This window comes from Streptomyces tendae, assembly GCF_014650435.1.
Lineage (GTDB): Bacteria > Actinomycetota > Actinomycetes > Streptomycetales > Streptomycetaceae > Streptomyces > Streptomyces tendae.
The window spans coordinates 463856-485826 of sequence record NZ_BMUY01000001.1 but is presented as its reverse complement, the minus strand read 5'-3'; the positions used below and the strand labels follow the sequence as shown (position 1 = coordinate 485826).

Below are 21971 nucleotides of genomic sequence, written 5' to 3'. Positions count from 1 at the left end.
CATGGCACCCACACCCTCATCCGCACCGGCACCGGCATTCGACTACGCACCGGCGCCCGAGTCGCGCGCGGTCGTCGACATCGCGCCCTCGTACGGCCTGTTCATCGACGGCGAGTTCACCGATGCGGCCGACGGCAAGGTCTTCAAGACGGTCTCCCCCTCCACCGAGGAGGTCCTCTCCGAGGTCGCCGAAGCCGGCGAGGCGGACGTCGACCGCGCCGTGAAGGCCGCCCGCAGGGCCTTCGAGAAGTGGTCGGCGCTGCCCGGCGCGGAGCGCGCGAAGTACCTCTTCCGCATCGCCCGCATCATCCAGGAACGCAGCCGCGAGCTGGCCGTCCTGGAGACCCTCGACAACGGCAAGCCGATCAGGGAGACGCGCGACGCGGACCTCCCCCTGGTGGCGGCGCACTTCTTCTACTACGCGGGCTGGGCCGACAAGCTGGACCACGCGGGCTACGGCGCGAACCCCCGCCCCCTCGGCGTGGCCGGCCAGGTCATCCCCTGGAACTTCCCCCTCCTGATGCTGGCGTGGAAGATCGCCCCGGCGCTCGCCACCGGCAACACGGTGGTCCTGAAGCCCGCCGAGACGACCCCCCTCTCGGCCCTGTTCTTCGCGGACATCTGCCGCCAGGCCGGGCTGCCCAAGGGCGTCGTCAACATCATCACCGGCGACGGCCGCGCCGGGGCGGCGCTCACCGCGCACCCCGACGTGAACAAGGTCGCCTTCACGGGCTCCACGGCGGTCGGCAAGCAGATCGCGCGCACGGTCGCGGGCACCCGCAAGAAGCTCACGCTCGAACTGGGCGGCAAGGGCGCCAACATCGTCTTCGACGACGCCCCGATCGACCAGGCCGTCGAGGGCATCGTCAACGGCATCTTCTTCAACCAGGGCCAGGTCTGCTGCGCCGGCAGCCGCCTCCTGGTCCAGGAGTCGATCCACGACGAGCTCCTGGACTCCCTCAAGCGCAGGCTCACCACCCTCCGCCTGGGCGACCCGCTGGACAAGAACACGGACATCGGCGCGATCAACTCCGCCGAGCAGCTGGCCCGCATCACCGCCCTCGCCGACCAGGGCGAGGCGGAGGGCGCCGAGCGCTGGTCCCCGGCCTGCGAACTCCCCTCCTCCGGCTACTGGTTCGCCCCGACGCTCTTCACGAACGTCACCCAGGCGCACACCGTCGCCCGCGACGAGATCTTCGGCCCGGTCCTGTCCGTCCTCACCTTCCGCACACCGGACGAGGCGGTCGCCAAGGCCAACAACACGCCGTACGGCCTGTCGGCGGGCATCTGGACGGAGAAGGGCTCGCGCATCCTGGCGGTCGCGAACAAGCTCCGTGCGGGTGTGATCTGGTCCAACACGTTCAACAAGTTCGACCCGACGTCGCCGTTCGGCGGCTACAAGGAGTCGGGCTTCGGCCGCGAGGGCGGCCGCCACGGCCTGGAGGCGTACCTCGATGTCTGAGCGACTCAGCGTGCTGAAGACCTACAAGCTGTACGTCGGCGGGAAGTTCCCGCGTTCCGAGAGCGGCCGGGTGTACGAGGTGACCGACGCAAAGGGCAAGTGGCTGGCCAATGCCCCCCTCTCCTCCCGCAAGGACGCCCGTGACGCCGTGGTCGCCGCGCGCAAGGCGTTCGGCGGCTGGTCCGGCGCGACGGCGTACAACCGCGGACAGATCCTCTACCGGATCGCCGAGATGCTGGAGGGCCGCCGCGACCAGTACGTCGCGGAGGTCGCCGACGCGGAGGGCCTGTCGAAGTCGAAGGCGGCGGCCCAGGTGGACGCCGCGATCGACCGCTGGGTCTGGTACGCGGGCTGGACCGACAAGATCGCCCAGGTGGTCGGCGGCGGCAACCCGGTCGCGGGCCCCTTCTTCAACCTCTCCTCCCCGGAGCCGACCGGCGTCGTGGCCGTCCTGGCCCCGCAGAAGTCGTCCTTCCTGGGCCTGGTGTCCGTCGTCGCCCCGGTCATCGCGACCGGCAACACGGCGGTCGTGGTCGCCTCGGAGAAGTCCCCGCTCCCCGCCCTCTCCCTGGGCGAGGTCCTGGCCACCTCCGACCTGCCCGGCGGCGTGGTCAACGTCCTCTCCGGCCGTACGGCCGAGATCGCCGCCCCGCTCGCCGCCCACCAGGACGTCAACGCGATCGACCTCGCGGGCGCCGACGAGGAGCTGGCGAAGGAGCTGGAGATCGCGGCGGCGGACAACCTCAAGCGCGTCCTGCGTCCACAGCCTGTGGACAACGCCGACTGGTCGGCGACCCCGGGCACGGACCGCATGACGGCGTTCCTGGAGACGAAGACGGTCTGGCACCCGACGGGCGCGCTGGGCGCGTCCGGCTCGTCGTACTGACCGACGCCGACGGGCCGCGGCTCCTCCCCGTCCGGAGGAGCCGCGGTCTTCACTCGGCCGAGCAGGGCCTCGGTTCCGGCCTGCTCGGCGCGGTCTTCCGCCCCGTCAGCGGGGACAGATCCTTCATGTACATCTCCGACCACTCCTTTCCGGCCAGGATCTCCTGGAGCCCCGAGCACACCTTGCTCTGCAGGAGAGGGTCGTCCTTCCGCATCGCCACCCCGTAGGGTTCCGTGCCCGCGCCGCTCGGCAGCAGTTTGAGGTGCGCCGGATCGTTCCGGGCGTACCCGGCCAGAAGGACGTCGTCCGAGGCGACCGCGTACACGCTCGAGCGCTTGTCCAGCAGTCTCTCCACGCACTCCTTGTAGGTGTCGGGCTGCCACTTCCCCGTGGTGTAGCCGTCCTCCTGCAACTTGTCCGCGTACGTCGAGTCCCGCGCCGTGCACACCTCGACGTGGTTCCGCTTCACGTCGACGGCTTCGTCGAGGTCGTACTTCGCGGAGTTCTTGCGGACGAGGAGGCTGCTGCCCGCCTTGTAGTAGGGGCCGACGAACTTGATGCCGTCCCGCTGCTCGCGGGCGGGCGTCATGCTGTACGAGGCGACGACCAGGTCCACTTCCCCGTTCTTCAGCTTGCTCGCCCGGTTGGCCGTGGTCACCCCGTAGAAGTCCACCTGTGCCTTGTCGTAGCCCAGTTTGCCGGCGAGGGCATAGGCGATGTCGACGTCGAACCCGCTCCACACGCCGGTGTCCTCGTTGTAGAAGCTCAGCCCGGGCTGGTCCTCCTTGGCCCCGATCGTCAGCCTCTTCCTGGCGCTCTTCCACTGCTCCCAGGCCTGCTCCGCGTCGCCCCCGGCCGAGCCCGCTCCCTGCTGTCCGGATGCGTCGTCCTGCTCGCCCCCGGAGTCGCCCCGCGAGACGATCCAGCCTCCGCCGGCCAGCAGTACGACACACGCCGCGGCCGCCGCCACCTTCCAGCCCCGGAACCGGCCGCGCCCCTCGCGCGCCGCCGGCGACGACGACTCAGAAGGCGCGTTTCCGGAAGGGATCGGCCCGGAAGGTGCTGTTCCGGAAGGGGCTGTCCCGAAAGGAACGGCTTCGGAGGAAGGCCCGGCGGGCGGCGTGGGCCGGGCCGTGGGCGGGTGCGCGGGGGTGGCGGCCCGGGCGGGGGTCGGCGTGCCCGGCTCGGCGAGGACTTCCCGGAGCATCGCCTCCGCCGTGGCCGCGTCCAGGCGGCCGTCCGGGTCCGTGGCCAGCAGTCCCTGGATGACGGGGCCGAGGGGCCCGGCGTACCGGAGCACGGGCTCGGGCGACTGCTGGATGTTCGCCTGCACCTCCCAGACCTCGTTGCCGCCGAAGGGCAGGCGTCCCTCGACCATCTCGTACAGGGTGACGCCGAGCGCCCACAGGTCGGAGGCGGAGGTGGGGCCGGGAGCGGCGGGGGCGAAGAGTTCGGGCGCCAGGTAGGGAGGCGTACCGATGATGCCGCCGTGCCGGGTGACCCGGTCCGCACCCTCGAAGGTGGCGATGCCGAAGTCCACCAGGACCACCTGGCCGCCGTCCCGCACCAGGACGTTGCCCGGTTTGACGTCGCGGTGCAGGACCGACGCCTCGTGGACGGCCCGCAGGCCCTGGGCCATCTGGAGACCGATGTCCGCGGCCCTGGGCACGCCGAGGACCCCGTCACGGCTCAACAAGTCGGCCAGCGACCGCCCTTCCAGCAGTTTCATCACGATCCAGACCTGGTCGGCGGTCTCGATCTGGTCGTGGACCGTCACCACGTTCTGGTGCTCGATCTTGGCGAGCGCCTCCGCCTCGCGACGGGCGCGCTGCATCGCCGCCTTCTGCGTGTCCGGAGTCATGGCCCTGCGGTCCAGGAGCCCCTTCACGGCGACGAACCGGCGCAGCCGCCGGTCGTGGGCCTTCCAGACCTCGCCCATGCCGCCGCTGCCGATGGGCTCCAGCAGCTCGTAGCGGCCCTCGATCACGGTGTGGGGGACGGGGGGACGATCCTCGGGATGCCCGTCGGCTCCGCCGCCGGCCCCGTTGATTCCGTCGTCGTTGTGCACTCGGCCCCCTAGCACCACTTGCGCGAAACGTGAGTCACCACAGATTAGACGGCCGTCCCGCGAAGCCCCCGCGACGAACGGGCAGGGCGAACCACCGCGACGGAAACGGGCCGCGACCCCCGCTCGGAGGGATCGCGGCCCGGCGTGCGCGGAATGCGTCAGCGCAGCAGCTCCGTCACCTGCCCCACCACCGGCACGGCGCCCAGGGACTGGGCCTGGGCGACCGGCCCGGTGAGGGCCGTCGAGGTCAGCGGCTGGAAGTCGGCGACCTTCGTGCCGACGCCGTTGTCCAGCGGGTCGACGCCGGTGCCGGCCAGCGGGTTGGGCTTGAGGTCGGAGACCGGCCCGGTGACGTAGCCGACGGTGCCGGTCACGGCCGCCAGGCCCGCCTGCGGGTCGATGTTGCCCAGCGAGGTGGGACGGGTGTGGGCCAGGCCGGCGATGGTCTCGCCGCCGCCGTCCGCCGCGGAAGCTGTCGCCGCGCCTGCTGCCAGGGCGGCCCCGGCGGTCGCGAGGGCGACCAGGGCGCGCTGTGCGTGCGGGGTGCGGGGGGACGCGTGTCGGGCCATCGCTGCTGCCACCTCTTGACGTGGATTGCTACGGACTGCCCTGATAACAGCGCACACCGTGATCAGGTCACCGCACAGCGCGACCGGGATGTGACGCGTGCGGCAAAGTCCACCCGCGGGGTCGTACGGCGGCCGTCCGATGCCTCAGACTGGTGTCCCGTGAGCTCCCATCCGCCCATACCGACGCGAGTCGTGCTGCTCTGCGGCCCCTCCGGCTCCGGCAAGTCCCTCCTCGCGGCGCACTCCGGCCTCCCGGTGCTGCGCCTCGACGACTTCTACAAGGAGGGCACCGACCCGACGCTGCCGACGGTGCCGCTCAGTTCCGACATCGACTGGGACCACCCGACGTCCTGGGACGCGGACGCGGCCGTCGCCGCCATCGGGGAGCTGTGCCGCACGGGGCGTACCGACGTGCCCGTCTACGACATCTCGCTCAGTGCCCGCACCGGCGAGGAGACGGTCGACATCGGACGGACGCCGCTGTTCCTCGCGGAGGGCATCTTCGCCGCGGAACTGGTGGCCCGCTGCCGGGAACTGGGCGTGCTGGCCGACGCGCTGTGCCTGAGCCGGGGCCCGCTGACGACGTTCCGCCGCCGCTTCCTGCGGGACCTGCGCGAGGGCCGCAAGTCGGTGCCGTTCCTGCTGCGCAGGGGCTGGCGGCTGATGCGGCTCGAGCGGTCCGTCATCGCCCGGCAGACCGCGCTGGGCGCCCACGCCTGCGACCGGGACGAGGCGATGGGCCGGCTGGCCGCCGCGGCCGCGGGCCGGTGCGCCACCAGCCGTACGGCCGCGTAACGCCCGCCCCCGCACGCAGAAGCGGGACTGGACGGACCCCCCGGCCCTCCAGTCCCGCTCCCTTTCCGCTCCCCCGTGGATCCCCCGTGATCCCCGTCCCCCGTGTCCCCCGTTGTTCCCCCGTGGTGCTTCCCCGTGAGTAAGAGCCCGGGTCCCTCCCCCTGATACACCCCGGCTCGGAATTTCTTTCACGGGGCCCCGCCCCTCGGGCCGGTGCTCCCGGCCCGTACCTTCAGGCGACCAGTTCGCCGAAGGCGTCCTCCTGGTCACGGCCGAAGCTGAGGACCTCGTCCTCGCGCAGCCGGCGCAGGGAGCGCCAGATGCTGGACTTCACCGTGCCGACACTGATGTCGAGGATGTCCGCGATCTCCGGGTCCGTACGGCCCTCGTAGTAGCGCAGGACCAGCATGGTGCGCTGGAGCTCGGGCAGCCGGGCCAGCGCCTGCCACAGGACCGTGCGCAGCTCGGTGCCGCGCATCGCGTCCATGTCGCCGGGCGTCTCCGGCAGTTCCTCGGTCGGGTACTCGTTGAGCTTGCGGCGCCGCCAGGCGCTGATGTGCAGGTTGGTCATGGTGCGGCGGAGGTAACCGCCGACCGCCGCCTTGTCACTGATCCGGTCCCACGCCCGGTAGGTCGAGAACAGCGCGCTCTGCAGCAGGTCCTCGGCCTCGAAGCGGTCGCCGGTGAGGTGGTAGGCGGTCGCGTACAGGGAGGAGCGGCGCTCCTGGACGTAGGCGGTGAACTCCGCCTCCGACAGGGAACGGCGCTCCCCCTGCACCTCCCCGTACGCGGTTCCCCCGTGCGTCTCCCCCCGGTCCCCCGTGTTCCCCTTTTCCCCCGTGCGCGCGTCAACCACCGTCATGTACACGGTGTGCTGACGCCCGGTGCCGCGAGCGCACCCCCGCCCGCTCACGGCACCGGACTTCTCGGAACCCCGGTGTCCGTGCACGTCGTGCAGACGCGTGACCACTGCGCTGGTGTTGGTGCCCTTCAGCGTGTTCATCTCGCGCCCCCCGTCGTGGACTGCCGGTTGCCTGTGACGAAAAGCTTCCCCCGGCCACTTCATGGCCGTGTCCGCCGACTGTCACAGAGCTGTCACAGGGCTCCGTCACGTCTGCGCCACGCTTCCTTCACAGGGTCCGGCGGCGTCCTGGGACCCCAACCGCACCCGCAGGTCGAACACCCACCCCCTCATGGGCCAGAATGAGCGCGTGCCTTCCCTGTTGCTGATCGAGGACGACGACGCCATCCGCACGGCCCTGGAGCTCTCCCTGACCCGCCAGGGCCACCGGGTGGCCACCGCTGCCAGTGGTGAGGACGGTCTGAAGCTGTTGCGCGAGCAGCGGCCCGACCTGATCGTGCTGGACGTGATGCTGCCCGGCATCGACGGTTTCGAGGTGTGCCGCCGCATCCGGCGCACCGACCAGCTGCCGATCATCCTGCTGACCGCGCGCAACGACGACATCGACGTGGTCGTCGGTCTCGAGTCGGGCGCCGACGACTACGTCGTCAAACCCGTCCAGGGCCGGGTGCTCGACGCCCGGATCCGGGCCGTGCTGCGGCGCGGGGAGCGGGAGTCCACCGACTCGGCGAGCTTCGGCAGCCTGGTCATCGACCGTTCCGCGATGACCGTGACGAAGAACGGCGAGGACCTCCAGCTCACGCCGACCGAGCTGCGGCTCCTCCTCGAACTGAGCCGGCGGCCCGGACAGGCGCTGTCCCGGCAGCAGTTGCTGCGGCTGGTGTGGGAGCACGACTACCTCGGTGACTCCCGGCTGGTGGACGCGTGCGTGCAGCGGCTGCGCGCCAAGGTCGAGGACGTGCCGTCGTCCCCGACCCTGATCCGTACCGTGCGCGGTGTCGGCTACCGGCTGGATCCGCCTCAGTGACACGGGAACACCAGGGGGGTACCCGCGGCCTGGCCGCGGCTCGCAAGGGATTCTGGTCCGGGCTGCGCTTCACCAGCCTGCGCCTGAGGCTGGTCCTCGTCTTCGGTCTCGTCGCGCTCACCGCCGCCGTGTCCGCGTCCGGCATCGCGTACTGGCTGAACCGGGAGGCGGTGCTGACCCGCACCCAGGACGCCGTACTGCGCGACTTCGAGCAGGAGATGCAGAACCGGGCGGGCGCGCTGCCCGAGCACCCCACGCAGGACGAGGTGCAGCACACCGCGGGGCAGATGGCCAACAGCAGCCAGCGGTTCTCGGTGCTGCTGGTCGCCGAGGGCACCGACGGCACCGCCGTGTACGGCAGTTCGGGCGGTCTGGGCGGCTTCGCGCTGTCCGACGTGCCCGAGTCGCTGCGCACGGCGGTGAACAAGGAGCAGAAGGTCACCTCGGCCAACAAGCACCCGTACCACCTGTACTGGCAGCGGATCACCGACGACGACACCCCGTACCTGGTGGCCGGCACCCGGGTGATCGGCGGCGGGCCGACCGGCTACATGCTCAAGTCGCTGGAACCGGAGGCCAAGGACCTGAACTCGCTCGCCTGGTCGCTGGGGATCGCCACCGCGCTCGCCCTGCTCGGCTCCGCACTGCTCGCGCAGGCCCTGGCGACGACCGTGCTCAAGCCCGTGCACCGGCTCGGCGTCGCGGCGCGACGCCTGGGCGAGGGGAAGCTGGACACCCGGCTGCGCGTGTCCGGCACCGACGAACTGGCCGATCTGTCCCGGACGTTCAACAGCGCCGCCGAGAACCTGGAGAAGCGGGTCGCGGACATGGCCGGCCGGGAGCAGGCGTCCCGGCGCTTCGTCGCGGACATGAGCCACGAGCTGCGTACGCCGCTGACGGCGCTCACCGCCGTGACGGAGGTGCTGGAGGAGGAGCTGGAGTACGCGGGCGAGGGCGACGGCGAGGGCGGCAGCTTCGACCCGATGGTCGAGCCCGCCGTACGGCTGGTCGTGAGCGAGACACGGCGGCTGAACGACCTGGTGGAGAACCTGATGGAGGTCACCCGCTTCGACGCGGGCACCGCCCGGCTGGTCCTGGACGACGTGGACGTCGCCGACCAGATCACCGCCTGCATCGACGCCCGGGCCTGGCTGGACGCCGTCGAGCTGGACGCCGAGCGCGGCATCCACGCCCGGCTCGACCCGCGCCGCCTGGACGTCATCCTGGCCAACCTGATCGGCAACGCGCTCAAGCACGGCGGGTCGCCGGTGAGGGTGTCCGTGGCGCGGGCGGACGACGAGGTCGTCATCCGGGTGCGGGACAACGGGCCCGGCATCCCCGAGGACGTCCTGCCGCACGTCTTCGACCGCTTCTACAAGGCGAGCGCCTCCCGGCCGCGCTCCGAGGGCAGCGGGCTCGGCCTGTCCATCGCCATGGAGAACGCGCACATCCACGGCGGCGAGATCACCGCCGAGAACGCCCCCGAGGGCGGTGCGGTGTTCACGCTGCGGCTGCCGCAGGACCCGTCCCCGCCCGCCGACGAGGACGCCGAGGACACGGCGGGAGCCGCGGGCGGCGGGAGCAGGGGCAAGGACGCGAAGGGACAGGTCTGATGACCGTACGCCGGCTGCCGGCCCTCTGCGGGCTCCTGGTACTGGCCGTGCTGCTGACCGGGTGCGGCATCCGCGCCACCGAGGTGCCCACGGACTACGGTCCGGCGCCCTCGCGGGTGCGCTGCTCGCTCGCCGAGCCGGACGTGTCGACGCAGGCGGCGCCGGGTCTGCCCGCGCAGGTGTTCCTGTTGTGCGGTTCGTCGCTGGTGGCCGTGGACCGCACGGTGCGGGTGCCGGACGGCGCCTCGGACTCGGGGCGGCGCGTGCTGGTGGCCCAGGGGCTGCTGGACGAGCTGGCGGCGCAGCCGTCGGCCGCGGAGAAGGAGGCCGGGTACACGTCGGACGTGCGCCGCGGGCTCACGGTGACGGGACCGCGCTCCGGCGACCCCGAGGACACGCTGCGGCTGAGCACCGATCCCGACGACCTCACCTCGTACGCCCTCGCGCAGGTCGTGTGCACCTTCTCCGACTCCGCCGCCGCCGAGGGCGACGGCTCCGTGATCCTGGCCGGGCCCACCGACCGGTCCGCCCGCCGCTACTCCTGCACGGACGAGGTCCGGGCCCGGCCCGGCAGCAACGAACCGCCGGCCGACGAGGTCACCGGCGGCTGACGGGCCGCTGCCGGGCCCCCTGCATGGGCCATGTGGCGCAAGCCTCACCCTTGCGGGCAAGAGCCCGGAACCGCGCAGGACGGGGGGTGCGTCTAGGGGGACGTGCAGCGTCATGGGTTCCTCGGCGGCAGCGCCGCGCTCCGCATCCGTGTGACAGGAAGTGTTCTCCTGGTCGCACATCTCGCGTTCGTCGCCTGGTACGCGCTGCGGCCGCTGGACGTCCCCTGGGTGCTGCCGCCGAACCTGCAGCCCTTCGCCGGGATCCGCGCCGACCTGGCGCTGGGCGGGCGCGAGGCGGCCCGTTCGCTGGGCGGGTCGCTGGTCCTGCTGGCACCGCTCGGCGTCCTGCTGCCGATGGCCGGCGGGCGGCTGCACGTCTCGCCGCTGGCGTCCCTGCTGCGCACCACGGCCGCCGCCGCGCTGCTGTCGGTGGGCATCGAGCTGCTGCAGACCGGGGTGCCCGGTCAGGTCGTCGACATCGACTCGGTGCTGCTGAACACGGTGGGCGTGGCCCTGGCACACCTCGCCGTGGTCCCGGCGGGCCGGTCCCGGCTCCGTCGCTGGTACCGGCGGGCCGGATGCGAGGACATCCCCCAGGAGGAGCCCGCTCAGGGTCGGACCCCGACGATTCCCAGGGTCGGTATCGCCCCGTAGAGCGACGCTTTGCGCCGTTCGTCTCCGTAGCGTGGAGGGCAGATGAAGGGGAAGCCGAAGGGCGGCCCCACCCACACGCTCACGAAGGAGCCGCGATGTCCCGCCTCGCCCGCCCCACCCACGGCCGCATGATCGGCGGAGTGTGCGCCGCGCTGGCCCGGCGCTTCGGCACCTCCAACGGCACGATGCGGGTGATCTTCCTGGTCTCCTGCCTGCTGCCCGGCCCGCAGTTCCTGCTCTACCTGGCCCTGTGGATCCTGCTCCCGTCCGAGGAGAAGGCCGCCCGCACGGCCTGGTGACGGACGTACCACCCCTCTGGTACACCGATGGGGCGCACCCGACGACCGGGTGCGCCCCTTCGGCGCGTACTGGGGGGAGGCGGTGGTGCTCAGCCGCCCAGCGGGAGGCCGTTGACCGGCAGGCCCTGGGTGGGCAGTCCCTGCAGCGGCACCCCGCCGAGCAGCTTGGCGACCGGCTCGGTCGGGCCCTCGGCGAGCTGCTCGGCGACCAACTGCTCGACGACCGGCTGCGCGACGGTCAGACCGGTGTGGGAGATCCTGCGGCCCTGCTCCAGCGCGTTGCCCGCGCCGGGCGCCACCTGGGAGACGGTCTCCGCGGGGAGGGTGCGGGCGACGGAGTCCACCGTCTGCGCGGCGTCGGGGAGTTCGGGGGCCGCGGTGGCCGCGCCCGCGCCGGCGGCGGCGAAGGCGGCACCGAGGGCGGCGACACCGAGGGTCTTGGCAGCAGACTGCTTCATGGGAATGCGTCCTCGTAATGGGGTGACGGGGATGTGAGCGGTCCTCGACCGTAAACACGCCCGGCCCCCGACGGCAAACATCGAAATGCGGACGGATTGTGAAATCCCATCCGCGTTCTCGTATTACCGTCACCCCGCACTCAGCCCTCGGACTCCGAAGAACCGCTGGTAGAGGCCGTCTGCTGGAACAGCCATTCGGACTTCAGCTCCGCATATCCCGGCTTGATGACGTCATTGATCATGGCCAGTCGTTCATCGAAAGGAATGAACGCTGATTTCATCGCATTGACGGAGAACCACTGCATGTCGTCGAGCGTGTAACCGAACGCCTCGACAAGGTGCTCGAATTCCCGGCTCATGCTGGTGTGGGACATCAGCCGGTTGTCGGTGTTGACGGTGGCCCGGAAGTGCAGTCGGCGCAGCAGCCCGATGGGGTGATCGGCGTAGGAGTCGGCGGCGCCGGTCTGGAGGTTGGAGCTGGGGCACAGCTCCAACGGGATCCGCTTGTCCCGGACGTAGGAGGCGAGCCGCCCGAGCTTGACCGAGCCGTCCTCGTGGACCTGGATGTCGTCGATGATGCGCACCCCGTGCCCGAGCCGGTCGGCGCCGCACCACTGCAGGGCCTGCCAGATGGACGGCAGCCCGAAGGCCTCGCCGGCGTGGATGGTGAAATGATTGTTTTCCCGCTTCAGGTACTCGAAGGCGTCCAGGTGCCGGGTGGGCGGGTAGCCGGCCTCGGCGCCCGCGATGTCGAATCCGACCACGCCGAGATCGCGGTACCGGTTGGCGAGTTCGGCGATCTCCAGGGAGCGGGCGGCGTGCCGCATGGCGGTGAGCAGGGCGCCGACCCGGATGCGGTGACCGTTCTCCCGGGCGCGCCGCTCGCCCTCCCGGAAGCCCTCGTTGACGGCCTCGACGACCTCTTCGAGGGTCAGCCCCTTCTCCAGGTGCTGCTCGGGCGCGTACCGCACCTCGGCGTAGACGACGCCGTCCTCGGCGAGGTCCTCGGCGCACTCGGCGGCGACCCGGACCAGGGCGTCGCGGGTCTGCATGACGCCGACGGTGTGGGAGAAGGTCTCCAGGTACCGCTCCAGGGACCCTGAGTCGGCGGCCTGCCGGAACCAGGTGCCGAGCAGGTCGGCGTCGGTTTCGGGAAGGTCCCCGTAGCCCGTCTCGCGGGCGAGTTCCACGACCGTGCCCGGCCGCAGACCGCCGTCGAGGTGATCGTGCAGCAGGACCTTCGGTGCCCGGCGGATCCGGTCCGGCGACGGTGTCTTCGAGACGGTCGCGGTATGCGTCGCGCTGCTCGCCGCGGCGCTCTTCTCGGTGCTTCGGCTCGTCATTTCCGCACTCTAACTCCTACGCGCGTAGAACGCCGGGCGAATGCCAGGACCCGGTGCGGTGTACGGACTCCCCGATATGTAACGGTGACTGCGCGGACGGGTTCCGTACACCCGGACTTCTGAGAATCTTCTGCCATGGCACAGCAAGCGACGCCGGTCCGTCGGGCCCGGCTGGGGCGGACGCTCGGTCCGGAGGGGACGGCGGTGAGCGGTGTGGTGCTGCTGCTCCCCGAGGGCGACGAGGTCTCCGAGCGCAGGCCCTCCGCGCTGCTCGCGGCCGCGTCCGTGCGCGCGTTGGGGCGCAGGCTGGCACGCGCGGGCCGGGAGGAGGGGCTGGCGACGCACGTCGTGCACTACCGCTACCGCGGCTGGAACGGCGCCGAGGCGCACCTCGCCCGGGACGCCGAGTGGGCCGCCGACGAGGCCGTACGGCGCTACGGGGACGTACCTGTCTGTCTGGCCGGCGTCGGCATGGGCGGACGCGCGGCGTTGCGGGCGGCCGGGCACGAGGCCGTCAACTCGGCGCTGGCGATCGCCCCTTGGCTGCCGGAGGACGACGTGGCCGCGCCACCCGAACCGGTGAAGCAGCTCGCCGGGCGGCAGGTGCTGATCGTGCACGGCACCAACGACGGGCGCAGCGACCCGGAGTTGTCCTTCCGGCTCGCCTCCCGGGCGAAGAAGGCGAATCGCGGCGTGTGCCGGTTCGAGGTGCACTCCGACGGCCACGGGCTGCGCCAGTACCGGGACGAGGTCGCCGCGCTGGCCGAGGACTTCGTGATGGGTGTGCTGTTCGGGCAGTCCTTCTCGCGTCCGGTGGAGGACGCCCTGGCCGCTCCCCCGCCGCTGGGGCTGCGGATGCCGCTGGCGGCGGGGTTCGGGAAGTCGTTGCGGCGGTAGCAAGATCCAAACGCCATCCCCTAAGGCCGGTCCGACGCGTCAGCGGCCCCCCGGGGGCCGTTCGGCCGGCCGGTACGGCGCGGTCCACCCGTGGCGCAGCAGGACCGTGACGGCGTAGACCGGGAAGAGCAGCAGGGCCAGGTTGGGGATCCACCACGTCGGGGACCAGTCGCCGCGCAGTGCCCAGAAGACGACGGCCTGCAGTCCGGCCGTGCTGGTGAGGGTGAGCGAGACCAGCATCAGGGGCAGCCAGAGCGGGCGGTGGCGGCGTGCGCGTGCGCCGAGCGCGCCCCGGGAGAGCGCCAGGGAGAGCAGGCCGGTGACACTGGCGGCGATGTCGAGGGGCAGGAAGGAGTAGTTCCAGTCGCTCATGACCGGGTCGTCGTAGTCCTTGTAGGCGTGTTCGGCCGGGATGAGCGCCAGCAGGGCCACCGACCAGTACAGCAGGAAGCCCAGATCGGTCACCAGCATCGCCGCCTTGATGCCGGACAGGCAGGGGGCGCGGGTGGCGGACTCGGTGTCGGTCCCGGCGCTCATCAGTGCTCGACGCCTCCGCCCAGGTACATCACGGCCACTCCGCCGACGATCATCGCCATGCCGACCAGCGTCGCCGTGCGCAGCTGCTCGCCGAACAGGAGGACGCCGCCGACGAAGGCCCCGACGGTTCCCACGCCGGACCACACGGCGTACACCGGTCCCACGCTCAGCGACTTGAGCGCCTGGGCCAGCAGGACGAAGGCCGTCGCGTAGCCGGCGACCACGAGGAGGCTCGGGGCGAGGCGGGTCAGTCCGTGCGAGGCGCGCAACGCGAGGGTCGCGGCCACCTCGGAGACGATCGCCCCGGCCACCAGCAGGAATCCCATCAACCGTCCCCCTGATCCTGTCGTGTCGTCAGTTCGTCCACCAGCGCCCGCAGCCGGCGGTGCTGTTCGCCGCGGGGCGGTGCCAGGCCGAGCAGCCGTGCGGTCCACCAGCCGTCCACGGCCATGCGGACCAGCGTCGCCACGCCGGGTGCCAGCCCGTCCTCGTCGAGCCGGCGCTGCCAGGCGTCGTAGCGCTCGCGGAGGATGTCGAGGACCTCGGGTCCGCCCGCCGCGGCGAGCAGGGCCACCGGTACGGCGGAGGCGGCCGGTTCGCCGTCCTCGGAGACCTCCGGTGGGATGGAGGCGTCGAGCCATGCCTTCGCGAAGGCCCCGGGCGGCGCATCGGGACCCGGGAGCACGGCCTCGAAACGGTCGACCAGCCGGGTGACCACGCCCTCGACGAGCGCGCGTTTCGAGGGGAAGTGGTGGAGCAGGCCACCCTTGCTGACCCGGGCCTCCGCGGCCGCGGCGTCCAGCCGGACCGCGTCCACCCCGCCCCTGACCAGCAGGCGTTCCACGGCGTCAAGGATTCGGTCGCGCACGTACTCATCCGTTTCCGAAAGGGCTTACCAGCATTCCCGACCGTCTGGACGGTCGAATGAACCGTACCACAGTCAACCCAGCCCTGACCTGCGGCGTCGAGAAGGTCGGAAGCGTGAATTCCGTGCAATCTCCTCCAAGCCAAAAAGGATTTCATTGACACGCTTGACGGCGACCGGTTATGTTCGCCGTCGCCTGCCCAGACCGGCCGGCGCATACGATCATTCGGGGGATTACATGATCGAATCGAGCGCTTAGCGAACCCTGCGGGCCCCGTTGTCCACGGCACCGCCCGCCCTTCTCTGCCATACCTTCTGTCGCCCTCGGTCAACGGTGACCCGCTCCCGGGCGAGACGGCATCCTGCCCTGGCCGCATGCGCTCACACGCGCCCTTCGGCATTCCTGCACGCCCTTTAGTGACTTGAATTCAACAAAGGGAAAGTTCGTGACAGCTGAACTCGGCACAAAAACCGGAACCGTGAAATCCCCTCCCGACATATACTCCAGGTTCGCCGCTTTCACAGCGGCCAACGACCTGATCGCGGCCGGGCTCTACCCCTATTTCCAGGCTCTCGAAAGCGGCGAAGGCAGCACGGTACGCGCGGGCAGCCGTGACCTGGTCATGTGCGGCTCCAACAACTACCTGGGGCTGACCGGCGACCCCCGGGTGCTGGCCGCCGCCCGCGCCGCCGCCGAGCGGTACGGCAGCTCCAGCACCGGATCGCGGTTCCTCAACGGGAACACCGAGCTGCACGAGGAGCTGGAGGCGGAGCTGGCCGCGTTCCTCGGCAAGCCCGCGGCGCTGGTCATGTCGACCGGCTACCAGACCAACCTCGGCGTCCTCGCCGCCCTGCTCGCCCCGCGCGACTACGTGGTCATCGACCACGACGCCCACGCCTCCCTGGTCGACGGCTGCCGGCTGAGCGGTGCCCGGATGCGCAAGTTCCCGCACAACGACGCCGCCGCGCTGCGCCGCGTCCTGGAGCGCCTGCCCGACGACGCCGGGCGTCTCGTCGTGGTGGACGGCGTCTACTCGATGGAGGGCGACATCTGCGACCTCCCCGCCGTCACCCGCGTCTGCACCGAGTACGGAGCGCGTCTGCTCGTGGACGACGCGCACGGCCTCGGGGTGCTGGCGGACGGCCGGGGCACCGCCGCGCACTTCGGACTGACCGACCGGGTCGACCTGATCACCGTGACGTTCAGCAAGTCGCTCGCGTCGCTGGGCGGCGCCGTGCTCGGCAGTCACGAGGCCATCCACTACCTCAAGCACAACGCGCGCAGCCTGATGTTCAGCGCCTCCATGACCCCGTCCAACACCGCGGCCGCGCTGGCCGCGCTGCGGATCCTGCGTGCCGAACCGGACCTGCCGGCGGCCGCGCTCGCCAACGCCGACCACGTGCGGCGCGGCCTGACCGGCGCCGGGGTGCTGGCCGGTGAGAGCAGCACCCCGATCATCCCCTTACCGACCGCCGGCGCGACCGACACCGTGCGGATCTGGCAGCGCCTGGTACAGCGTGGTGTGTACGTCAATCCCGTACTGCCGCCCGCCGCATCGTCTCGGCTGCGCACCAGTTACACCGCGGCCCACACCGTCGCGCAGCTCGACCGGGTCGTCGACGCCTTCGCCACCGAGGTCGCACCGCACCAGCGGGCGCTGCGGCCGACCGCGTCGACCAGCGTGGCGTGATCGGCGTGCACACCGGCGCCGTCCGCGCCGGGCCGACGTCGGCGCTGGCCGCGGCCGGGCTCGCGCTCGGGGTCAGTGCGGCGGCCCAGGTGGTCCGGCACGACGGTGCGGTGACGTCGGCAGTGCTCGTGCTCGTCTTCCTCCTCACCGTCGGCGTGGCACACACCCTGGGCGGCATGCCGCACCGATCGCTGCCGGCCGCAGTGCCGGCCGCACTGCTGACCCTGGGCCTGGCGGTCGCGTGTCCCGGGGGACGGTGGGGGCTCCTGCTGGGCGGGGCGTGCTGTGCGGTGGCGGCGGGCGTCGTGGCCGCGGTACTGGTACCCCGGGCGGCCGGGGGTGCCCCCGGCCCGGCCCGCGGCTCCGGCTTCCGTCCCGGCTCGGGCTTCGGCTCCGGTCCCGGCTTCGGCTCCGGCTCCGGTTTCGGCTCCGGCTCGGACTTCGCTCCCGACTCGGATTTCCGTCCCGGCTCGGACTTCGCTCCCGACTCCGGCTCGGGCTTCGGCTCCGGTCCCGGCTCCGGTCCCGGTTTCGGCTCCGGCTCGGACTTCGCTCCCGACTCGGATTTCCGTCCCGGCTCGGACTTCGTTCCCGACTCCGGCTCGGGCTTCGGCTCCGGTTCGGATCGCGGGCCGGGATCGCGCTCGGCCTCCGGTTCGGGGCCGGGTTCGAGTTCGGCCTCCGGGGCCGGGGTGTCGGTGCGCGTCGCGGTGTCGGTGCTGGGTCTGGCCGTCGTCCTCGGCTGGGTGGTCGCGGCCGTCCGGCTGCCGGAGGCCCGCGCCGCCGCGAGTGCGGTGGCCTGCTGCTGCGGGCTGCTCCAGCTCACCCGCGCGCTCGTGTCCGGGTGACCCCGTTCCCGTGTCCTCGCCCGCCCCTCTCGCCCCTCCCGTCCCTCCCGTCCCTGCGTCCTCGTCCCCTTCCCCACGCCACCTCCCCGCCTCCCTCACGCCCCGCTGTCCACGCCCTGTCTCCGAAGGAGCCCGCATGTCACGAATAGGCCTCGCCGTCCGCGCACTGCGCCTGGCCGCCACCAAGGCGCACGCCGATCCCACGGCCGACTACGACGCCGCCAGCGGTGACTACGACACGTTCTTCAGCCCGGTGATGGGCGGGCACTCCGTCGCCGCCCTCGACGACGTACCGATCTCCCCGGGTGACACGGTCGTCGAACTCGCCTGCGGAACCGGACACCTGACCGCCGAGATCACGCGCCGGCTGCGCGGCCGCGGCACCGTGCTCGCCGTCGACAAGTCACCCGGCATGCTCGGCGTCGCGAAGCGGAAGGTGCTGCCGCTCGCCGAGGACGCGCCCGACCTGCGGGTGGAACTCTCCGAGGGGGACATGGACGGGTTCGTGCGGGACATCCCCTCGGGCCGCGCCGACGTCGTCGTGGTGGGGTGGGCGATCTGCTATACGAAGCCGCCGCGCCTGCTCGCCGAGATCAACCGGATCCTCCGGCCGGGCGGACACGTCGTCGTCATCGAGACCCGGGCCGACGCGCACCAGGCGCTCACCGGTGCCCTCGAGCGGGTCTTCGCCGACGATCCGTCCCTGCTCACCGGTCTGATCAGGGTCGCGCTGCCGAAGGACGCGGCGACGGTGGCACGCTGGTTCGCCAAGGCCGGGCTGACTGTACGCACCCAGCGGGAGGGCGCCCAGACGATCCCGGCGCACACCCCGGCCGCCGTCATGGAGTGGGTCCAGCGTTCCGGTGCCGCGGCCGGCTTCAAGACCGCCGTGGACAGCGACCGGGAACAGCTCGTGCTCAGCCGTATCGAGAACGGACTGGCCGAACTGCTGGACCGGCAGGGCACCCTGGAGATCGAGCACACCTTCGTCGTGGTGACCGGCGCCAAGCCCGCCGACGTCCGCACCGGCCACGCCGACCGCCCGGACGGGGTCGTGCCGGCATGACGGACACTCCGACCACCACGGGGGCGGCCGGCACGGTGCGCGTGCCGTCCCCGCCCGGCCCGTCCACCGGACCGGAATCGGCGCGGTCTCCGGTGCAGCGCGCCCTGTTCCGGCTCGCCGAGGGCCTCGCGCGGCGCCCGAAGACGGTGATCGCGGTGTGGGCCGTCCTCATCGCATTGTGCACACCGGTCGCGGGGCAGCTGCACTCGGTCCTCACCGACCAGGGCGCCTCCAAGGTGGTGCCCGGCACCACCAGTGCCCGCGCCGACGAACTGACCAAGCGGGCCTTCCCGCAGCGTTCGGAGCGCGAGGTCACCGTGGTGGCCGAGGCCACCGATGCCTACGGTCCCGCACTGCGCGGACTGCTGGCCGGTCTGGACGCCCGCCTGGCCGAGCCCCTGCGCAGCGGCGAGGTCGGGAGCACCGTCTCGGCGTTCACCCTGTACCGGGACGCGACCGCCGCGCTGCTGGGCGGTGTGCGGGAGCAGGCCCGCGACCGGGGCGACACCGCCGCGGAGCGCCGCTCCTACGTGGACGCCGAGGTGGCCGCCGGGCGCGTACCGGCCGCCCTCGCACCCACCGCGCGTACGGCGGTCGAGGCCGCTTCGCGCCAGGAACTCACACGGCTGGCGGGCGAGTTCACCGTCGCCACCGACTGGCGCGACTTCCCCGTGGACGTCCCCGGGGGCGCTGCGGCCCGGCTGCTCTCCGAGGACGGTGGTACGGCGCTGGTGTCGGTCGCCTACGCGGCCGACGGTCACGGCGACCCGGACGTGGAGGGACTGCGGACGACGGTGCGCGACCTGGCCGACGGCCGCGACGGCGTCACGGTGCACGTGACCGGGGAACTGGCGCTCATCCACGACACGTACGCCAAGGCCGAGGCGGACAACGCCCTCATGGAGTCGGTGGCGTACGTCATCATCTTCGTGATCCTGCTGGTCTTCTTCCGGGCCCTGGTGCCTGCGATCCTCACGCTGGCGGTCGTGGGTCTGTCCATGAGCGTCAGTCAGGCCGCGCTGTACGGACTGGGTCAGCAGGTGACGCTCACCCAGTTCACCGTGACCATCATGCAGTTCGTGATGCTGGGCGCCGGCGTCGACTACAGCATGCTGCTGTCGTCCCGCTACCGGCAGGAGCGGCTCGCGGGGCGTCCTCCGCGCGAGGCCGCCGTGCACGCCACGGTGCACGCGGGCGAGAGCATGCTGCTGGCCGCGGTCGCCGTGGCCCTCGCGTTCGGCGCGACGTTGCTGTCCCCGGTGGACTGGATCCCGCCACTGGGCTACGGCGGGCTCCTCGGCATCCCCATCGTGCTCGCCGCCGCGCTGACCCTCACCCCGTGTCTGCTGGTGCTGCTCGGCGACCGGTTCTTCGCCCTGGGGCGCGGCGCGCTGACCGATCTGGAGCACGAGGGGGCGATGGGCCGCCACCTGCTGCGCACGGCGCACTTCGCGCGCCGCCGGAAGGTGGCGATCGTCGCCGTGTTCCTCGTGGTGACGGCTCCGCTCGCGCTGCTGGTGGCGGGCAACCGCTCCACCTCCGACCCGGTCGCGCTGAGCCCGGTCACCGATGCCCGCAAGGGCTTCGAGACGCTGGCCGGCGAGTGGGGCGACAGCGCCGCGCTGCCCACCACGGTGCTCGGTCCCGCCGCGCCCGGCGTCGTGCGGGACGGCGCGCTGACCGACGAGGGGCGGGCCGCGGTCGCGCGGTTCACCGAGCGGCTCGCCGCCACCGACGGCGTGGCCTCGGTGGACTCGGCGACGCAGCCCTTCGGCACGCCCTGGACCGGTGAACAGGCCGCCTCCGGGCATGCCTTCCTCACCGACCACGTGGCCCCCGACGGCACCCTGCGGTTCGTCGTGGTGCTGGCCGACGACCCCTACTCGGCCGCCGCGGCCGACACCCTGGACCGGCTGCGCGGCACGGTCCGGGAGGCCGACGCGGGCGTCGGGGAGCTGGTGGTCGGCGGGGCCACGGAGGTGGACCTCCAGTACGGGGCCGCGCTGCGGTCCAGTTTCTGGCAGATGGTGGCGCTGGTCAGCATCGGTGTCTTCGTGATGCTCGTGATCACACTGCGGTCGCTGTTCGTCCCGGTCCGGCTGATCGCCACCATCATGCTGAGCAACGTCTGGGCGATCGGGCTCACCGTCCTGGTCTTCCACCACTGGCGCGGCGAGGCGGTCATCGACGACCTGCCGATCTTCCTCACGGTCCTGATGATGGGCCTGGGCATGGACTACGAGATCTTCCTGGTCACCCGGGTCCGTGACCTCGCCCGGGCGGGCGCCTCCCAGGAGGAGGCCACCGTGAACGCGGTCGTGGACACCGGCCGGGTCATCAACGCGGCGGGCCTGGTCATGGCCGGCAGCCTCGGCACGATGGCCTTGTCGTCCACGCTGATGCTCCAGGAGTACGGCGCGGGCCTCGGGCTCGCCGTCCTGCTCGACGCGACGGTGATCCGGATGCTGTTCGTGCCGGCCACGCTGCTGCTGCTCGGCCGGTACAACTGGTGGCTGCCCAGCCTGCGCCGGGGCCGGGGGCACCGTAAGGCGGACGCGCGATGAGCGGCCTGCCCGCGCCCGCCCGCCCGGGCCCGGGGCTGCGCGGGCGGGTGGCCGCGGCCCCGCTGGCCTCGGCAGGTGCCCTGTTCGCGCTGCTCGCCGCGGTGCGGATCGGCGGCGCCTTCAGCGTGCCGGTGATGGTCCTGGCGGTGGCCCTGAGCGCCGCCGCCCTGGGACTCGTGCCCCGCGCGCGGTGGGCCGACGCCGGGATACGGGGCTTCACCGGGTGGGCGCCGCTTCTGTGGTGCACCGCCGTGGTGGCCGTGGTCTACGCCCAGACCTTCCTCGCCACCCGCGCCGCGTTCGGCACGGACGAGGACAACTGGACGCGGTGGGTGCCCAAGCTGTTCGAGGGCCTGGTGCCCGGCGCGCCCTGGGCGGACGTCGTGGCCATGGTCCTCGCCATGGGCGTGCTGGTGCCCCTCGTGGAGGAGGTCTGCTACCGCGGTGTCCTCTTCCGGTCGGTGGAACGGCCCTGGGGCACCCGCGCCGCGGTGGTGCTCACGGCCGCCGGGTGGGCCCTGGTCCACCTCGGCGACTACGGGCTGCGGCCCTTCAACGTCCAGGTGATCTGCGGCGTACTCCCGTCCGTGTTCCTCATGGGCCTCGCCCTGGGCGTGTGCCGCGCGGTCACCGGCTCGGCGGTGGCCTGCGCGGTGGCGCAGGGCGTGTGCAACCTGCTGCTGCTCGGCGCCGTGCACCTCTGGCTGTGAAACCGCGGGCGGCGGGCTCCGGCTCGCCGCGTCCGACCGTGCTCGCCGCGTCCGACCGTCCTCGCCGCGTCCGACCGTGCTCGCCGTGTCCGGCCCGCCGTGCTCGCCGTCTCCGACCTGCTCGTCCTCCCGATCCCGACAGACAG

General features: G+C 72.1%; 22 protein-coding genes. 14 read left to right on the top strand and 8 right to left on the bottom strand.

Features of this window, described 5'->3' with window-relative positions; translation table 11 throughout:
- Position 1: 1 nt before the first annotated feature.
- Both IE258_RS02285 and IE258_RS02280 read left to right on the top strand, forming a co-directional pair.
- The gene (locus IE258_RS02285; protein WP_189738203.1) at positions 2–1462 is read left to right on the top strand and encodes an aldehyde dehydrogenase family protein; all 1461 of its coding nucleotides are present in this window, start codon (positions 2–4) and stop codon (positions 1460–1462) included.
- Positions 1455–2348 carry an aldehyde dehydrogenase family protein gene (locus IE258_RS02280; RefSeq protein WP_189738200.1) on the top strand — a complete coding sequence of 298 codons (894 nt, stop codon included), beginning with the start codon at positions 1455–1457 and terminating at the stop codon, positions 2346–2348. Before IE258_RS02285 ends, IE258_RS02280 begins: the two co-directional genes overlap by 8 nt.
- Positions 2349–2397: 49 nt before the next feature.
- Here IE258_RS02280 and IE258_RS02275 read toward each other — a convergent pair whose 3' ends face one another.
- On the bottom strand, positions 2398–4416 hold the full coding sequence (locus tag IE258_RS02275) for a bifunctional serine/threonine-protein kinase/glutamate ABC transporter substrate-binding protein (protein ID WP_189738197.1): 2019 nt from the start codon (positions 4414–4416) through the stop codon (positions 2398–2400).
- Positions 4417–4574: 158 nt separating this feature from the next.
- Positions 4575–4985, bottom strand: a complete 411-nt coding sequence (locus tag IE258_RS02270; RefSeq protein ID WP_159324033.1) for a hypothetical protein — start codon at positions 4983–4985, stop codon at positions 4575–4577.
- Between the two features lie 192 nt (positions 4986–5177).
- Here IE258_RS02270 and IE258_RS02265 point away from each other — a divergent pair, with 192 nt between their 5' ends.
- Positions 5178–5780 carry a uridine kinase gene (locus IE258_RS02265; RefSeq protein WP_189739255.1) on the top strand — a complete coding sequence of 201 codons (603 nt, stop codon included), beginning with the start codon at positions 5178–5180 and terminating at the stop codon, positions 5778–5780.
- Between the two features lie 232 nt (positions 5781–6012).
- Here the strand turns inward: IE258_RS02265 and IE258_RS02260 are convergent, their stop codons facing one another.
- Positions 6013–6783, bottom strand: a complete 771-nt coding sequence (locus IE258_RS02260) for a SigE family RNA polymerase sigma factor (RefSeq protein WP_189738194.1) — start codon at positions 6781–6783, stop codon at positions 6013–6015.
- A 208-nt stretch (positions 6784–6991) separates the two neighbouring features.
- Between IE258_RS02260 and afsQ1 the strand changes: the two genes are divergently transcribed.
- The 5 genes from afsQ1 (at position 6992) to IE258_RS02235 (ending at position 10846) form a co-directional block, all read left to right on the top strand.
- Complete coding sequence (gene afsQ1 / locus IE258_RS02255; RefSeq protein ID WP_003974066.1) at positions 6992–7669, top strand: two-component system response regulator AfsQ1; 678 nt, start codon at positions 6992–6994, stop codon at positions 7667–7669.
- Positions 7666–9282 (top strand): two-component system sensor histidine kinase AfsQ2, encoded by a 1617-nt coding sequence (gene afsQ2, locus IE258_RS02250; protein WP_189738191.1) that lies wholly within the window; start codon positions 7666–7668, stop codon positions 9280–9282. The genes afsQ1 and afsQ2 overlap by 4 nt, the downstream gene beginning before the upstream one ends.
- Positions 9282–9893, top strand: coding sequence for a hypothetical protein (locus tag IE258_RS02245; RefSeq protein ID WP_189738189.1), 612 nt, complete (start codon positions 9282–9284; stop codon positions 9891–9893). Before afsQ2 ends, IE258_RS02245 begins: the two co-directional genes overlap by 1 nt.
- A 102-nt stretch (positions 9894–9995) precedes the next feature.
- Positions 9996–10547: a VanZ family protein gene (locus tag IE258_RS02240; protein WP_189738185.1), complete on the top strand. Its 552-nt coding sequence runs from the start codon at positions 9996–9998 to the stop codon at positions 10545–10547.
- A gap of 95 nt (positions 10548–10642) precedes the next feature.
- On the top strand, positions 10643–10846 hold the full coding sequence (locus IE258_RS02235) for a PspC domain-containing protein (RefSeq protein WP_030145644.1): 204 nt from the start codon (positions 10643–10645) through the stop codon (positions 10844–10846).
- Between the two features lie 89 nt (positions 10847–10935).
- Here the strand turns inward: IE258_RS02235 and IE258_RS02230 are convergent, their stop codons facing one another.
- Positions 10936–11304, bottom strand: coding sequence for an ATP-binding protein (locus tag IE258_RS02230; RefSeq protein WP_189738182.1), 369 nt, complete (start codon positions 11302–11304; stop codon positions 10936–10938).
- 140 nt (positions 11305–11444) lie between these two features.
- Positions 11445–12647: an adenosine deaminase gene (locus IE258_RS02225; RefSeq protein WP_189738179.1), complete on the bottom strand. Its 1203-nt coding sequence runs from the start codon at positions 12645–12647 to the stop codon at positions 11445–11447.
- A gap of 135 nt (positions 12648–12782) precedes the next feature.
- Here IE258_RS02225 and IE258_RS02220 point away from each other — a divergent pair, with 135 nt between their 5' ends.
- On the top strand, positions 12783–13544 hold the full coding sequence (locus IE258_RS02220) for an alpha/beta hydrolase family protein (protein ID WP_189738176.1): 762 nt from the start codon (positions 12783–12785) through the stop codon (positions 13542–13544).
- A 39-nt stretch (positions 13545–13583) separates the two neighbouring features.
- On the opposite strand, the gene IE258_RS02215 is transcribed toward IE258_RS02220, so the two are convergent.
- Genes IE258_RS02215 through IE258_RS02205 form a run of 3 tightly spaced genes read right to left on the bottom strand, consistent with a single transcriptional unit; the run spans position 13584 to position 14949 of the window.
- Complete coding sequence (locus IE258_RS02215) at positions 13584–14081, bottom strand: DUF5360 family protein (protein ID WP_189738173.1); 498 nt, start codon at positions 14079–14081, stop codon at positions 13584–13586.
- A complete protein-coding gene (locus tag IE258_RS02210) occupies positions 14081–14407 on the bottom strand; it encodes a DMT family transporter (protein WP_189738169.1) in 327 nt (108 codons plus the stop codon). Before IE258_RS02210 ends, IE258_RS02215 begins: the two co-directional genes overlap by 1 nt.
- Positions 14407–14949 carry a TetR/AcrR family transcriptional regulator gene (locus tag IE258_RS02205; RefSeq protein WP_189738166.1) on the bottom strand — a complete coding sequence of 181 codons (543 nt, stop codon included), beginning with the start codon at positions 14947–14949 and terminating at the stop codon, positions 14407–14409. Before IE258_RS02205 ends, IE258_RS02210 begins: the two co-directional genes overlap by 1 nt.
- Before the next feature lie 476 nt (positions 14950–15425).
- Here IE258_RS02205 and IE258_RS02200 point away from each other — a divergent pair, with 476 nt between their 5' ends.
- The 5 genes from IE258_RS02200 to IE258_RS02180 all read left to right on the top strand — a co-directional run bounded on the left by IE258_RS02200 (position 15426) and on the right by IE258_RS02180 (position 21825).
- The gene (locus IE258_RS02200) at positions 15426–16637 is read left to right on the top strand and encodes an aminotransferase class I/II-fold pyridoxal phosphate-dependent enzyme (RefSeq protein WP_189738163.1); all 1212 of its coding nucleotides are present in this window, start codon (positions 15426–15428) and stop codon (positions 16635–16637) included.
- Positions 16634–17485 (top strand): hypothetical protein, encoded by an 852-nt coding sequence (locus IE258_RS02195; protein WP_189738161.1) that lies wholly within the window; start codon positions 16634–16636, stop codon positions 17483–17485. The genes IE258_RS02200 and IE258_RS02195 overlap by 4 nt, the downstream gene beginning before the upstream one ends.
- 136 nt (positions 17486–17621) lie before the next feature.
- Positions 17622–18551 carry a class I SAM-dependent methyltransferase gene (locus IE258_RS02190; protein WP_189738159.1) on the top strand — a complete coding sequence of 310 codons (930 nt, stop codon included), beginning with the start codon at positions 17622–17624 and terminating at the stop codon, positions 18549–18551.
- The gene (locus tag IE258_RS02185) at positions 18548–21115 is read left to right on the top strand and encodes an MMPL family transporter (RefSeq protein WP_189738157.1); all 2568 of its coding nucleotides are present in this window, start codon (positions 18548–18550) and stop codon (positions 21113–21115) included. Before IE258_RS02190 ends, IE258_RS02185 begins: the two co-directional genes overlap by 4 nt.
- Positions 21112–21825, top strand: a complete 714-nt coding sequence (locus IE258_RS02180; RefSeq protein ID WP_189738155.1) for a CPBP family intramembrane glutamic endopeptidase — start codon at positions 21112–21114, stop codon at positions 21823–21825. Before IE258_RS02185 ends, IE258_RS02180 begins: the two co-directional genes overlap by 4 nt.
- The last annotated feature ends 146 nt before the right edge of the window (positions 21826–21971 follow it).